Genomic DNA, 13,973 nt, shown 5'->3' with positions numbered 1-13,973 from the left:
ACCATGCGACACTCCGGCCGCGTGCGACCGGAGTGCAGCGGCGACTACAGCATGCCGTCCCACATCTGTTCGATCAGCACGGACCACCAGTGCTCGGGCGACGCGACGGCCGCCGGGTCGAGCGCGGCGATCTGCGCCTGGAAGTCCACCGTCCAGCGGCCCGCCTGTTCCGGCGTCAGCCCCAGCCGCCAGCGCCACATCTTGCCGAGCAGCGCCAGGCAGCGGACGAACTCCGGCAGGCTGGAGTTGACGAACTGCGGCACCGCCGTCCCACCGCCCGGCCCCGCCTCCAGCGGGACCGCGACGATGTGCGCCGTGCCGTACTGCACGCACAGCTGGCGGCCGAAGTCATTGCCCATGACCAGGTAGGAGCCGGCGTCCGGCGCCGGCTGCACGCCGCGCTCGGCGGCCAGCTCGGCCAGGGTCGGCACCGGGCGGCCCGGCTGGGCCTGCGCCCAGAAGAACGGCCCGAAGTCCACCGGCAGGCCCGACCACGTCAGCGTCTGCGCGACGATGTCCGGCACGCCCTGACGGGCGACCGCGCGCTGGTCGAAACGGAACACGCCCTGCGGCCCGAAGGACTGGGCGAGCTCGTGCCCGATCGCGTCCAGCGGGATCGCGGGGACCCGCTGGATCCGGTGCGGCTCGGGCAACGGCACCCGGTGCGGGCGGGCGGGCGCCGGGGCGCTCGCCACCTGGTGCAGCTCGCCGAGGTGCGTCAGCAGGTGCTCGACGCCGGCCCGGCGGCCGGCCCGGTCCTTGCCGTACGGGGCGGTGCTGCTGATCCGGACCTGGGGCCAGGTCTCCCGGATCATGCGGGCGCAGTAACCGCCGGGCAGGTCGCACGACTCCAGCTCGGTGTGCAGCTCCAGCACCGCCTGCGGCGGCACGCCGAGGGCGCGCAGCTCGTGCAGGATCTGCCACTCCGGGTGCGGGGTGCCCGGCGCGGAGCGGCGGATGAGCTGCTGCTCCGAACCGTCCTGCGCGCGGTAGCGGAGCACGGCCATGTAGCCCGGGCCGATCGTGGGCACGCCGGCGGCCGGCTGCGGCGGGGCGGGGGGCTGCGGATAGCCGTACCCGGCCTGCGGCTGCGGCTGCGGCTGCGCCATGGGCGCCGGAGCGGGTCCGGGCGGGGGCGGCGGAGGGCCGTCGGGGCGGGACAGCATCGTCGCGGCGTGGTGCGCGTCCGGCGCCTGGGGCCCCGGCGGGGCGGGCGGCGGCTGGTTCGCGGGCAGCGCCTGCACCAGCTGGGTCGGCACATAGCCCGCGCCCGGGGTCCCGGGCACCCCGGGGCCGGGCGGCGGGGGCGGTCCGGCCTTGGAGGTCTCGGCACCGGCCAGGTCCGCCGCGCCCTGCCGCGGCGCCCCGGCGCCCGGTACTCCGGGCGGGGGCGGTGGCGCGGGGGCGTCGGGACGCGACAGCATCGTCGCGGCACGGTGCACGGCGGGCGGCGGGGGCGGAGGCGTGGCCGCGCCGCCCGGGTAGCCGTAGCCGCCGGGCGGCAGCGGGGTGCCGGTCTCCGGCACACCCGGCAGCCGCTCGGTGCTCGCCTCGGCACTGCTCCTCGGCGGCGGCGTGTGGGCGTCGTCGGAGTCGGTGATCGGCGGTGCGTAGACCGTCGCGGGCGGGGGCACGGCACGGCCCGCGTCGCCGTTGTTGGTGTCCCGCCACGCCGAGGGCGGCGGCGTCGGCGACCGGTCGTACGGCAGTGGCATCACCGGCGTCGGCGTCGGGACGAACGGGGGCGGCGGCCCGTCGAAGGGCGTGGGCGCGGGGGTGGGCGTCCCCGCGCCGGTGTCCGCCACGGTCAGGGCGTCGGACGGCGTCACGGCATCGGCCGGCGGCCGGCGGTCCGGGATGCCGAGCCGGTCGGCCGCGTCCTGCAGCCACTGGGGCGGGCTGAGCAGGAAGGAGGTCGCCTCCAGGTCCAGCCGCTTCGGCGGCTCCGGGACGGCGTCCGCGACCGCACCGGCCGCGCCCCCGTACGCCTCCTCCCAGTGGCGGATGATCTCGCCGACCGGCAGCGCCGGCCACAGCGTGGCCTCCCCGCTGTCCTTGGCGATGACCACGCGGGTCTCGCCCTCGTCGCCGATGGGGCCCCCGTCGCGGGGCTCGGACCACACCACGAAGCCCTGGCCGAACTCCCGTACCCGCACCTCGCGGACGAGGTACGCCGGGACACCGGCGTTGATCCACCGCTCGGCGCGCTCCTGCGCCTCCGCGAACGTGACCATCTGCAGCCTCACCCCTCCAACGGGACGGCGCGGGCGAAGCCGCCGTCCACCATCAGGTTCGCGACCGTGTCCAGTTCCGGCGGGTCGCCGGCGAGCGCGGCGAGGAAGGCGTCGAAGTCCTCGCCGCAGGGCAGCAGCAGCGCGGCCACCCGCTCCTCGGTGGAGGCGAAGGCACCGTCGGTGTCCCGTACGTCGTCGTAGGCGCACAGCCACATCGAACCGAGGTCGGCGCCGCGCGCCTTGACCGCGAGCACCCCGCCCTGGACGTAGGAGATCGCGAGGTAGTCCTTGGTGAGGTGGTCGCGCAGGCACTTGTTGACGTAGACGAGGTCGTTGACCGCCGACTCGTCGCGCACCGTGAAGAAGGGCTGGTCGACCAGGAGTCCCAGCAGGGGCAGCAGGGCGACGCCGCGCGGGGCGCAGCCGCCGGCGGCCTTGAGGAAGCTGCGGTAGGCGCCGGGGAGCCGGTAGCCGAGCTCCTCCTCGACGTCGCGCACCTGCTGCTCGGTGACGGCCGCGGCGGCGTTCCGGCCCGTTCCCACGGCGAAGTGCGCGGGCCGGGTGTCCTGCAGCGGTCGCGTACCGCGCTTGTCGTGGTCCGCGGAGGCGGTCGTGGCGAGGCCGCCGTGGTGCCGCAGCAGCGACTTGACCTCGGCGGGGATCAGTTCCAGGCGGCGCGAGCCGGCGACATGGTGCCACGTCCAGCCGTGCGGGGTGGCGACCGGCGACAGGCTGCCCCACAGTTCGTGACCGGCGGCGTGCTGGGCGGCGTTGGCGGACACGTAGTCGGTGAGCCGCAGTTCGTCGATGCCGAAGCCGTCCGGCGGCTCGGCGATCTCGGCGGCGGCACGGGCGTAGGGCGTGAAGTCCGGGAAGCCGTGGTCGTCCACGCGGACGCCCTGCGGATGGCGGGCGCGGCGCACCGGGTCGGGGAAGTGCACGATCTGACCGGCGTAGGCCGCGTTCGGTGGCGCGGCCCGGTGCCCGAGCCGACCTGTCGTCATTGCGGATGCCCCCATGCTGGATCTGGTGTTGGGCACAGCCTAGGGGGTGGGGCGGCAGGTGCTTCGGCTGGTTCCGGTCACTGCTCGGCGGCAACGCGGCGGAGTTTCGCGTCCTGCGTGCGCACGACCGCGGCGGGCGGTCCGCCGGTGCCGCCGGACAGTTGGACGGTCACATAGGTGGCGGTGCTGCCGCCGGTGCGGACGACGGTGACGGTGGCGGCCCCGTCCGAGGGCGCGGCGGTGTCGGTCAGGACGTACGCGACCGCATCGTCCCCGGCCGTGGGCGCCTCGGCGGGACGGACGGCGAAGGCGGTGGCGCGGCCGCCGCCGTCGGTCGCCTCGAAGGTGCGGCACTTCCGCAAGGCGGAGGCGAGACCGCCCATGATCTTCCGCGCGTCGCCCGGCGCGTGCGCGGACAGCAGCAGCATGTCGAGTTCGCCGCTGCCCCCGGCCGCCTCCTTCGAGGTGAACGTCGTGGAGGCGTACGCGGTGCGCCGGTGGGCGGGCCGGGCGCTGACGGGGTCGGACAGCGGGCGGCATTCGGCGCGGCCGGCGGTGAGCACCTGATGTGGACTCATCGCGCCGGTCCCCGCGGTACCGGTCACCACATAACCGGGCACATCGGCGTTGATGACGAGTGCGGCCCTCAACTGGGGAGAACTCAGCGGCTCGTGATCGTCCGAAGCGACGGGAACCCCCGAATCGACGACCTTCCCGCCCTTCGCGTCCGGCCCGGCGCTACTATCCGTACAACCAGTGGCCAACACAAGGACGACGAGAGCGGTGGCACATCGGACTGCGATACCCATCTCCCCACAGTGCCGTGACATCCGGCACAAAGTAAACCTCTCACCTCACAACCGACTTCCGTAACGCGCGATCAATTGGCAGTCTTGCGCAGATAAGGGGGACGTCCTCTTCGGAGGACGGATCGGAGGGCCGTAGGAACATGCTGACGAGAGGTGCCGCGGACCCGCGGCTGACCTGGGGAAGTGAGGAAGCGCCGCCACCGCCCGTGCTGCGCCACCGCCGCGACGGCATCCTGCCGGCGGTCGCCGCGGCGCTGTCGGTCAAGGACGAGGTGCTCACCTGTACCGGGAGCAAGGGCGAACAGCCGCCCGAACTGCACCCCTTGGTCCAGGACGCGCTCGACACCCTGCCCGTCGCACAGCGTGAGCGCTTCACCGGGCGGTGCCCGGAGCCCGTACTGCTGTCGCGCTGGCTCACCCAGGCCGACGCGGGGCGCAGCAAGCGCGCCGCGCGCAAGCCGCTCACCCACGCCGAGGCCCGCAAGGCGCTCAAGGGCGCGAAAGTGACGGCCCGTCACATACGTGAGGACGGCGACCCGGCGCACGGCGGCTACGCGCCGCCGTGCCGCTCCTGCCTGCCGCTGCTCGCGCACTTCGGCGTGCGGCCCTTCGATCCGGGGGCCGAGGCCGAGTGAGCGCGAGCGACGCCCTCAACGCACGGACCACCTCGACGCGCTTCCCCGTCGGCGTCGACGCCGCGCTGCGCTCCGCGGGCTGGCAGCCCGGCCAGTGGGACATCCGCCAGGCCGAGGTCTGGGCCGACACCCTGCGCGCCTACGTCTCCCCCGGCGGCCACCGGCACAGCGTCTTCCCCGCCGCGGTCGAGGCCTGGGCCGAGTTCGGCGGCCTGACCGTCCCCGCGGTCTCCGCCCCGGGCCGCCCCCAGGTCGCGCCGAGCGGGGTCCTCATCGACCCCCTCCAGGGCCTGCACCTCGCCCGCACCTGGGGCGATCTCGGCTCCGCGCTCGACACGGAGGTCGCGCCGCTCGGGGTGGAGTCCTCCGGGCAGGGACATCTCGGCGTCGATGCGCTCGGGCGCGTCTACTGCGTGGACCACACCGGGGACTACTACTTGGGCCCGACGATCGACGCTGCGCTGTGCACGCTCACGGCGGGCGTGCGCCCCCACCGCCTCACGACGTGACCCCGGGTTGCTGTGCGGGCAGGTTTTTTTCCCTCCCGCCCTCCCTCCCCCAACCTTCGGCCGGGGGTGCCCGCAGCCCTGTGAAGTCAGTGACCCCGGCGCGGGTGCGGGGTGGGCCGGGTGCGGTGCCTCCGGGGCTGCACGTCCTGGACTGGGATATTTACGCGCGTTTCCAGCACCTGCTCATCCCGTCCCTGCCCGGATGGTGCGCACAAATATCCCGCAGCGTCCAGAACATCCACCCCTCCGACCCCGCCCCCTCCGTGAGCTGTCGCGCCTGATCCCCGGTGGGGGGTATGGAGGCGGTCCGGGGTGACCGCGGTTGCCTGACTCCGCCCCTTCGGCCTGCCGCGCGATGGCTGGCCCCGCGGACCGCGCCGGAGGGGGTGGGGGCGGTCCGGGTGACCGCGGTCGCCTCACTCTGCCCCGGCGGCCTGCCGCGCGAGCGCTGGCCCCGCGGACCGCACCGGAGGGGGTGGGGGCGGTCCGGGGTGACCGCGGTCGCCTCACTCTTGCCCCCGCGGCCTGCCGCGCGAGCGCTGGCCCCCTCGGACCGCGCTGCGCCAGCGGGCGGCCCCAGGCACGGTGCCGCTTCTACCCCCCTCCGGGGATCAGGCGCGACAACCTACGGAGGGGGCGGGGTCGTAGGGGTGGGCGTTCTGGACTGTGGAGCATATTTGGGTGCACAACCCGGGGTGATCAGTTGAGAGCGCCCGAGGCACCGAAATGTGCTGTCCAGAATGCCCAGCCCCGGAGGCCCCGCACCCGGCACCCCACACAACGCGCGCCGGGGCGCCCAGACTTCCTGGGGCACCCGGGAGGGCGGGCGGGGAAAAAACCCCACAGCTACGCAGGCAGAAGCGCCGAGACGCGGAAGCCGCCTTCCGTCGTGGTCCCGGCGGCGAAACCGCCTCCGAGCGCGGTGACACGCTCCCGCATGCCGATGAGCCCGTTCCCCCCACTGGGCAGCGCGATGGCCGCCGCCCCGTCGGAGGGCCCGTTCTGGACGAGGACGGCTATCTCCGCCTCGCGGTACGCCAGCCGGATGCGCGCGCGGGCGCCCGGGGCGTGCTTGTGGACGTTGGTGAGGGCTTCCTGCACCACGCGGTAGACCGTGGTCTCCACGCGCGCCGCCAGGGACCGCTCCGTCCCCTCCACCGTGAACTCCACGTGCATGCCCGCCGCCCGCGACTCCTCGACGAGCGCGTGCAGTTCCGCGAGGCAGGGCCCGGAGTCCTCGTGGACGTCCGAGGGCGCGGGCGCGGCGGGGGCGGGCTCCGCAACGGGGGCGGTCACCGCCGGCACCGCCGGCCCGGGCCCCGGGACGGTCCGCAGGACGCCGAGCATCTCGCGCAGCTCGTTGAGGGCCTGGCGTCCCATGTCGCCCAGCAGCTGCGCGCTCGCGGAGGCCTTCTCGGGGTCCTTGACGGCGATCGCCTGGAGCGCCGCCGCGTGGACGACCATGAGGCTCACCCGGTGCGCGACCACGTCGTGCATCTCGCGGGCGATACGGGTGCGCTCCTCCATGCGGGCCCGTTCGGCGCGCTCGGAGGCCTTCTCCGCCAGCAGGGACAGCTCCCGCTCCAGGCCGTCCGCCCGCTCGCGCAGCGACTCCACCAGGCGCCGCCTGGCGCCCGCGTAGAGCCCGAGGAGCACCGGCGGCGCGGTCACGCCGATCGCCGCGAGCACGGAGGTGAGGGCGACCGCCGCGAGCGGCGCGTGGTAGGTGCCGGAGCTGAGGTCGCCGTGCATCTGCAGGAAGGTGACGATCAGCGTGCCGAGCATGGTCATCCCGGAGAGCACCGCGATGATGCGCCGGGGCACGTCGGAGGCGGCCAGGGTGTAGAGGCCGACGACGCTGAGCAGGATGCCCATCTGGGCGGGCGTGATCGCGATGGACACGAGGACCACCGCCACCGGCCACCGCCTGCGCAGCACCAGCAGGGAGCCGACCAGCAGACCGAAGACGCCCGCGACGACCGGGGACACCCCGGTCTTCTCCGCGAAGGCGACGCCCTCGACGAGGCACTCCAGCGCCGAGACGGCGGCCAGCACCACGTCGAGCACCATGCTCCGCCGCCGGGCCCACCACCACGGCCCGGCGGCCCCCCGGCTCCGTCCTCCAGCTCCGTCCGGTACGTACTCCCCCGTCGTACTCATACGGCCCAGCCTAGACGCGGCACTGTCCGCCTGGCGGTCAGCCCCGGTCGCGGGCGGGCGGCCCTTCTATCCTGGTGGCGTCGGACAGCGCGGTCCGCCTCTCCCGTCCCCTCACGACCGGACGACCCGCCGTGCGGGGCCCACGCGTTTCTTGCCGCGATCCATACCACTGCACTAGGAGCCGCACCTGTGAGCAGCGCCGACAACACCACCGAGAGCGCACCCCTGCGCGCGGACATCCGCCGCCTGGGCGACCTCCTCGGCGGGACGCTCGTACGGCAGGAAGGCCAGGAACTCCTCGACCTCGTGGAGAAGGTGCGGGCGCTGACCCGCAGCGACGGCGAGGCCGCCGCCGCCCTTCTCGGCGACACAGATCTGCAGACCGCCGCCAAACTGGTGCGCGCCTTCTCCACCTACTTCCACCTCGCCAATGTCACCGAGCAGGTGCACCGCGGCCGTGAGCTGCAGGCCCGCCGGGCCACCGACGGGGGCTTGCTGACCCGTACGGCTGACCTGCTGAAGGACGCCGATCCCGAGCACCTGCGCCAGTCCGTGCGCAACCTCAACGTGCGGCCGGTCTTCACCGCCCACCCGACCGAGGCGGCCCGCCGCAGCGTGCTGAACAAGCTGCGCCGCATCGCCGCCCTGCTGGACAAGCCGCAGGACGCCGACCGCCGCCGCACCGACGTGCGGCTGGCGGAGAACATCGACCTGCTGTGGCAGACCGACGAGCTGCGCGTGGTGCGTCCCGAGCCCGCGGACGAGGCGCGCAACGCCATCTACTACCTGGACGAGCTGCACGCCCGCGCCGTGGGCGACGTCCTGGAGGACCTGGCCGCCGAGCTGGAGCGGGTGGGTGTGCCGCTGCCGCCGGAGACCCGCCCGCTGACCTTCGGCACCTGGATCGGCGGCGACCGGGACGGCAACCCGAACGTCACACCGCAGGTCACCTGGGACGTGCTGATCCTGCAGCACGAGCACGGCATCACCGACGCCCTGGAGATGGTCGACGACCTGCGGGCGATGCTGTCGAACTCCATCCGCAACTCCGGCGCCAGCCCGGAGCTGCTCGCCGACCTGGAGCAGGACCTCAGCCGGCTCCCGGGGATCAGCCCGCGCTACAAGCGGCTGAACGCGGAGGAGCCGTACCGGCTCAAGGCCACCTGCATCCGGCAGAAGCTGCTCAACACGCGCGAGCGGCTGGCCACCGGCACCCCGCACGTCCCCGGCAGGGACTACCTGGGCACCGGCGGGCTCCTGGCCGACCTGCGCCTGATCCAGGACTCGCTGCGCGCCAACCGCGGCGAGCTGATCGCCGACGGCCGCCTGGACCGCACGATCCGCACGCTGTCGGCCTTCGGTCTGCAGCTGGCCACGATGGACGTCCGTGAGCACGCGGACGCCCACCACCACGCCCTCGGTCAGCTCTTCGACCGCCTCGGCGAGGAGTCCTGGCGGTACGCGGACATGCCGCGCGAGTACCGCCGCAAGCTGCTCGCCAAGGAACTGCGCTCGCGCCGCCCGCTGGCGCCCACCCCGGCGCCGCTGGACGCGGCCGGCGCGAAGACGCTGGGTGTCTTCCACACCATCGCCGAGGCCTTCGAGCGCTTCGGGCCGGAGGTCGTGGAGTCGTACATCATCTCGATGTGCCTCGGCTCCGACGACGTCTTCGCGGCGGCGGTGCTGGCGCGCGAGGCCGGGCTGATCGACCTGCACGGGGATGTCGCCAGGATCGGCATCGTGCCGCTGCTGGAGACCACCGACGAGCTGAAGGTCGCCGACAGGCTGCTCGACGAGATGCTCTCCGACCCCTCCTACCGCAAGCTCGTGTCGCTGCGCGGGGACGTGCAGGAGGTGATGCTCGGCTACAGCGACAGCTCCAAGTTCGGCGGCATCACCACCTCGCAGTGGGAGATCCACCGCGCGCAGCGGCGGCTGCGCGACGTGGCGCACCGGCACGGGGTGCGGCTGCGGCTGTTCCACGGCCGCGGCGGCACGGTGGGCCGGGGCGGCGGCCCCACCCACGACGCGATCCTGGCGCAGCCCTGGGGCACGCTGGAGGGCGAGATCAAGGTGACGGAGCAGGGCGAGGTCATCTCGGACAAGTACCTGATCCCGTCGCTGGCCCGGGAGAACCTGGAGCTGACGGTGGCGGCCACGCTGCAGGCCTCGGCCCTGCACACCGCCCCGCGCCAGTCCGACGAGGCGCTGGCCCGCTGGGACGCCGCCATGGACGTGGTCTCCGACGCCGCGCACGCCACCTACCGGCGGCTGGTGGAGGACCCGGACCTGCCGGCGTACTTCTTCGCCTCCACGCCGGTCGACCAGCTCGCCGAGCTGCACCTGGGGTCCCGTCCCTCCCGCCGCCCGGACAGCGGCGCGGGTCTGGACGGGCTGCGGGCGATCCCGTGGGTGTTCGGCTGGACGCAGTCGCGGCAGATCGTGCCCGGCTGGTTCGGCGTCGGCTCGGGGCTGAAGGCCGCGCGCGAGGCGGGCCGGGAGGCGGACATCGCCGAGGCGTACGAGCAGTGGCACTTCTTCCGCAACTTCCTGTCCAACGTCGAGATGACGCTGGCCAAGACGGACCTGCGGATCGCCCGGCACTACGTGGACACCCTGGTGCCGGAGGAGCTGAAGCACGTCTTCGACACCATCCGGGCGGAGCACGAGCTGACGGTCGCCGAGGTGCTGCGGATCACCGGCGAGGCGGAGCTGCTGGACGCGCAGCCGGCGCTGCGGCAGACCTTCCACATCCGCGACGCCTACCTGGACCCGATCTCCTACCTCCAGGTCGCCCTGCTGCACCGGCAGCGGGAGGCCGCCGCCCGCGGGGAGGAGCCCGACCCGCTGCTCGCCCGCGCGCTGCTGCTGACCGTCAACGGCGTGGCGGCCGGCCTGCGCAACACCGGCTGATCGCGCCGGCACGGCACGGCGAAGGCGCCGCACCCCACTCGGGTGCGGCGCCTTCGCCGTACAGGTCGGGGGGCGCTCAGTTCTTGCGGTGGCCGATCAGCCGGGGTCTGGGCTCCAGGCCCGACAGCCCGTTCCAGGAGAGGTTGACCAGGTGCGCGGCGACGTCGGCCTTCTTCGGCTTCTGGGCGTCCAGCCACCACTGGCCGGTGAGCGCGACCATGCCGACCAGGGCCTGCGCGTACATCGGGGCGAGCTTGGGGTCGAAGCCGCGCTGCTTGAACTCCATGCCGAGGATGTCCTCCACCTGGGTGGCGATGTCGCTGATCAGTGAGGCGAAGGTGCCTGTCGACTGCGCGACCGGGGAGTCCCGTACGAGGATCCGGAAGCCGTCGGTGAACTGCTCGATGTAGTCCAGGAGCGCGAAGGCGGCCTGTTCCAGCAGTTCGCGCGGATGACCGCCGGTGAGCGCCCCGGTGACCATGTCCAGCAGCTGGCGCATCTCGCGGTCCACGACGACGGCGTAGAGGCCTTCCTTGCCGCCGAAGTGCTCGTACACCACGGGCTTGGAGACGCCCGCCTTGTGCGCGATCTCCTCGACCGAGGTGCCCTCGTAGCCGCGCTCGGCGAAGAGCGTGCGCCCCACGTCGAGGAGCTGCTCGCGGCGCTCCTTGCCGGTCATGCGCACCCTGCGGGCACGCCGGGACGACGTGCCCTCGCTCCCTCTGCTGCTACTGCTGCCGTCGCTCACCCGTCAATCATGCCGCTTCGCTGACGCTTTCCTTACGGCGGGCCGCGATACGGTCAGCGGTCGGCCAGCGCACGTCCGTGGCCCAGCCGAGCATCTCGAACCAGCGGATGATCCGGGCGCTGGAGTCGATCTGGCCGCGCAGCACACCGTGCCGGGCGCTGGTCGGATCGGCGTGGTGGAGGTTGTGCCAGGACTCGCCGCAGGACAGGACGGCCAGCCACCAGACGTTGCCGGACTTGTCGCGGGAGCGGAAGGGGCGCTTGCCGACCGCGTGGCAGATCGAGTTGATCGACCACGTGACGTGGTGCAGCAGCGCGACGCGCACCAGGGAGCCCCAGAAGAAGGCGGTGGCGGCGCCGGTCCAGGACATGGTGGCCAGACCGCCGACGAGCGGCGGCAGCGCCAGCGAGACCGTCGTCCAGAGCCAGAAGTCGCGGCTGACCCGCCGGATCGCCGGGTCCTTGATCAGGTCCGGGGCGTACTTCTGCTGCGGGGTCTGCTCCTCGTCGAAGAGCCAGCCCATGTGCGCCCACCACAGGCCCTTCAGCAGGGCGGGCAGGGTCTCCCCGTAGCGCCAGGGGCTGTGCGGGTCGCCCTCGGCGTCGGAGTACCGGTGGTGCTTGCGGTGGTCGGCGACCCAGCGCACGACCGGCCCCTCGACGGCCATGGAGCCCGCGATCGCCAGGGCGATCTTGAGCGGCCGGTTGGCCTTGAACGATCCGTGGGTGAAGTGGCGGTGGAAGCCGATGGTGATGCCGTGGCAGCCCAGGAAGTACATCCCGACCATCAGGCCGAGGTCGAGCCAGCTCAGGCCCCAGCCCCACGCGAACGGGATCGCCGCGACGAGCGCGAGGAAGGGGACGGCGATGAAGAGCCCGAGGGTGATCTGTTCAAGTGACTGCTTCCGGTCCGCGCCGAGGGTGGCGCGCGGAAGCGACGTGCCGTCGCCGGGCCCGGGTTCCGGGGACTCGGTGATCACGTCGGTCTGTGTGGTCATGGGGGTCCCTCACGATGTCGGGGAGCTACGCAACCGTAACCTACGGTGCCGTAATTCCGGCAACTCCAAGTGACAGGCGAACCGGGCGCGCGTGTCGACCCGGAATACGGCTCTTGACACGTGTACCCACGATCGGGGAAAGAGAAGTGCCGATCTTTGTCGTCGCATTGGGGGGCCTCGGTGCGGCATAGTGGGGGAGGCCGAACGGGCACCCCGGCAGGGGCGTCCGGTACGACGGCTTGTGCCATCCGCTGTGGTGTAACGGCAGCACTGAGGGTTTTGGTCCCTTAAGTCCGGGTTCGAATCCTGGCAGCGGAGCACCTCCCCGGGGTCACGTCGGCTTCCGTGCCCCTGGTCCGTTACGCCCCGGTATCCTGCGGGTGAATGTCACCCCACGCCGAGGAGCCCCTTCCGTGAGCGCCCACCGCCCGGCTGCTGTCATCGTCCTTGCCGCGGGTGAGGGCACCCGCATGAAGTCGGCAACCCCCAAAGTCCTGCACGCGATCAGTGGCCGTTCCCTGGTGGGGCATGTCGTCGCCGCCGCGCGCGCCCTGGACCCCGAGCACCTGCTCGTCGTGGTCGGCCACGCCCGCGACCAGGTGACCGCGCACCTCGGCGAGATCGACCCGTCGATCCGCACCGCGGTCCAGCACGAGCAGAACGGCACCGGCCACGCGGTCCGCGTCGGGCTCGCGGAACTCCCCGAGCTCAGCGGCACGGTGGTGATCGCCGCCGGCGACACCCCGCTGCTCACCCCCGACACGCTGCGCGGCCTGATCGCCGCGCACGCCGCCGACGCCAACGCGGTGACCGTACTCACCGCAGAGGTCCCCGACCCGACGGGCTACGGCCGCATCGTGCGCGGCGACGACGGCTCGGTGCTGGCGATCGTGGAGCAGAAGGACGCCACCGTCGAGCAGCGCGCCATCTGCGAGATCAACTCCGGGGTGTTCGCGTTCGACGCGGCGCTGCTGGCGGACGCGCTGGCCAAGGTGACCACCGACAACGCCCAGGGCGAGGAGTACCTGACCGACACCCTGGGCATCCTGCGCGAGGCCGGTCACCGCGTCGGCGCCTCCGTGGCCGCCGACCACCGCGAGATCGCCGGCATCAACAACCGCGTTCAGCTCGCCGAGGCCCGCCGGCTGCTCAACGACCGCCTGCTGGAACGGGCGATGCTCGAAGGCGCGACGATCATGGACCCGGCCTCCACGTGGGTGGACGTCACCGTGGAGTTCGAGCCCGACACGGTCGTGCTGCCGAACACCCAGCTGTACGGCGCCACCCGGCTCGCCGCCGGCGCCGAGGTGGGCCCCAACTGCACCCTGACCGACACCGTCGTAGGCCCCGGCGCCCGCGTGGTCAACGCGGTCTGCGACGGCGCCGAGATCGGCGAGGCGGCCGGCGTGGGCCCGTACGCCTACCTGCGCCCGGGTACCCGGCTCGGCCCGAAGTCCAAGGCCGGCACGTACGTGGAGATGAAGAACGCCACGATCGGCGAGGGCACCAAGGTGCCGCACCTGTCGTACGTCGGCGACGCGACCATCGGCGAGTACACCAACATCGGCGCGGCCAGCGTCTTCGTCAACTACGACGGACAGCACAAGCACCACACCAGCATCGGCTCCCATTGCCGCACCGGCTCGGACAACATGTTCGTGGCTCCCGTCACAGTCGGGGACGGCGCCTACACCGCCGCGGGCTCGGTCATCACCAAGGACGTGCCCGCCGGTTCGCTCGCCGTCGCGCGCGGCCAGCAGCGCAACATCGAGGGCTGGGTGGCCCGGAAGCGTCCGGGAAGCGCCGCGGCGCACGCCGCCGAACGCGCCCAGCAGGACGACCAGGACGCCTGACCGGACCCGCGGCGAACCGGAAGAGGCCATTCTCACGTGCGCGGGTGCTCCCAGCAGCGCGTACCGTGTGAGGTGCACACAATTCCGCCGGCTAGCCGACCGTGGGCGAAG

The 13,973-nt window shown here is 73.1% G+C and carries 10 protein-coding genes and 1 tRNA gene; 5 read left to right on the top strand and 6 right to left on the bottom strand.

From position 1 onward, the window contains the following. Window positions 1-44: 44 nt before the first annotated feature. The 3 genes from ACIP98_RS24640 to ACIP98_RS24630 all read right to left on the bottom strand — a co-directional run bounded on the left by ACIP98_RS24640 (window position 45) and on the right by ACIP98_RS24630 (window position 3,888). On the bottom strand, window positions 45-2,234 hold the full coding sequence (locus ACIP98_RS24640; RefSeq protein WP_401977956.1) for an SUKH-4 family immunity protein: 2,190 nt from the start codon (window positions 2,232-2,234) through the stop codon (window positions 45-47). Between the two features lie 8 nt (window positions 2,235-2,242). Continuing rightward, window positions 2,243-3,238 carry an HNH endonuclease gene (locus ACIP98_RS24635; RefSeq protein WP_401977955.1) on the bottom strand — a complete coding sequence of 332 codons (996 nt, stop codon included), beginning with the start codon at window positions 3,236-3,238 and terminating at the stop codon, window positions 2,243-2,245. 77 nt (window positions 3,239-3,315) lie between these two features. Further along, a complete protein-coding gene (locus tag ACIP98_RS24630; protein WP_401977953.1) occupies window positions 3,316-3,888 on the bottom strand; it encodes a hypothetical protein in 573 nt (190 codons plus the stop codon). Between the two features lie 299 nt (window positions 3,889-4,187). On the opposite strand from ACIP98_RS24630, the gene ACIP98_RS24625 reads away from it, so the two are divergent. Then, complete coding sequence (locus tag ACIP98_RS24625; RefSeq protein ID WP_319661700.1) at window positions 4,188-4,682, top strand: YwqJ-related putative deaminase; 495 nt, start codon at window positions 4,188-4,190, stop codon at window positions 4,680-4,682. Then, the gene (locus ACIP98_RS24620; protein ID WP_319661701.1) at window positions 4,679-5,191 is read left to right on the top strand and encodes an SUKH-3 domain-containing protein; all 513 of its coding nucleotides are present in this window, start codon (window positions 4,679-4,681) and stop codon (window positions 5,189-5,191) included. The genes ACIP98_RS24625 and ACIP98_RS24620 overlap by 4 nt, the downstream gene beginning before the upstream one ends. Window positions 5,192-6,037: 846 nt before the next feature. Here ACIP98_RS24620 and ACIP98_RS24615 read toward each other — a convergent pair. Then, window positions 6,038-7,351, bottom strand: coding sequence for a sensor histidine kinase (locus ACIP98_RS24615; RefSeq protein WP_401977951.1), 1,314 nt, complete (start codon window positions 7,349-7,351; stop codon window positions 6,038-6,040). Window positions 7,352-7,540: 189 nt separating this feature from the next. Between ACIP98_RS24615 and ppc the strand changes: the two genes are divergently transcribed. Then, on the top strand, window positions 7,541-10,264 hold the full coding sequence (gene ppc, locus ACIP98_RS24610; protein ID WP_319661704.1) for a phosphoenolpyruvate carboxylase: 2,724 nt from the start codon (window positions 7,541-7,543) through the stop codon (window positions 10,262-10,264). A gap of 76 nt (window positions 10,265-10,340) precedes the next feature. On the opposite strand, the gene ACIP98_RS24605 is transcribed toward ppc, so the two are convergent. Together ACIP98_RS24605 and ACIP98_RS24600 are read right to left on the bottom strand one after the other, a co-directional pair. After that, window positions 10,341-10,943, bottom strand: a complete 603-nt coding sequence (locus ACIP98_RS24605) for a TetR/AcrR family transcriptional regulator (RefSeq protein WP_319661813.1) — start codon at window positions 10,941-10,943, stop codon at window positions 10,341-10,343. A 76-nt stretch (window positions 10,944-11,019) separates the two neighbouring features. Beyond that, window positions 11,020-12,009, bottom strand: a complete 990-nt coding sequence (locus ACIP98_RS24600) for a fatty acid desaturase (protein WP_319661705.1) — start codon at window positions 12,007-12,009, stop codon at window positions 11,020-11,022. Window positions 12,010-12,256: 247 nt separating this feature from the next. On the opposite strand from ACIP98_RS24600, the gene ACIP98_RS24595 reads away from it, so the two are divergent. Both ACIP98_RS24595 and glmU read left to right on the top strand, forming a co-directional pair. Continuing rightward, window positions 12,257-12,327 (top strand) — tRNA-Gln (locus tag ACIP98_RS24595). A 95-nt stretch (window positions 12,328-12,422) separates the two neighbouring features. Continuing rightward, window positions 12,423-13,862 (top strand): bifunctional UDP-N-acetylglucosamine diphosphorylase/glucosamine-1-phosphate N-acetyltransferase GlmU, encoded by a 1,440-nt coding sequence (gene glmU, locus ACIP98_RS24590; RefSeq protein WP_401977949.1) that lies wholly within the window; start codon window positions 12,423-12,425, stop codon window positions 13,860-13,862. The last annotated feature ends 111 nt before the right edge of the window (window positions 13,863-13,973 follow it).

Origin of the sequence: Streptomyces sp. NPDC088354 (genome assembly GCF_044753585.1) — a bacterium.
Taxonomy (GTDB): domain Bacteria; phylum Actinomycetota; class Actinomycetes; order Streptomycetales; family Streptomycetaceae; genus Actinacidiphila.
This window is presented reverse-complemented; position numbering and strand designations above follow the sequence as displayed.

Bases quoted from the DNA above. Each gene is read 5' to 3' on its own strand.
- ACIP98_RS24640 (WP_401977956.1), bottom strand. From the start codon at position 2,234: ATGGTCACGTTCGCGGAGGCGCAGGAGCGCGCCGAGCGGTGGATCAAC.
- ACIP98_RS24615 (WP_401977951.1), bottom strand. From the start codon at position 7,351: ATGAGTACGACGGGGGAGTACGTACCGGACGGAGCTGGAGGACGGAGC.
- ACIP98_RS24625 (WP_319661700.1), top strand. From the start codon at position 4,188: ATGCTGACGAGAGGTGCCGCGGACCCGCGGCTGACCTGGGGAAGTGAG.
- ACIP98_RS24635 (WP_401977955.1), bottom strand. From the start codon at position 3,238: ATGACGACAGGTCGGCTCGGGCACCGGGCCGCGCCACCGAACGCGGCC.
- ACIP98_RS24605 (WP_319661813.1), bottom strand. From the start codon at position 10,943: ATGACCGGCAAGGAGCGCCGCGAGCAGCTCCTCGACGTGGGGCGCACG.
- ACIP98_RS24600 (WP_319661705.1), bottom strand. From the start codon at position 12,009: ATGACCACACAGACCGACGTGATCACCGAGTCCCCGGAACCCGGGCCC.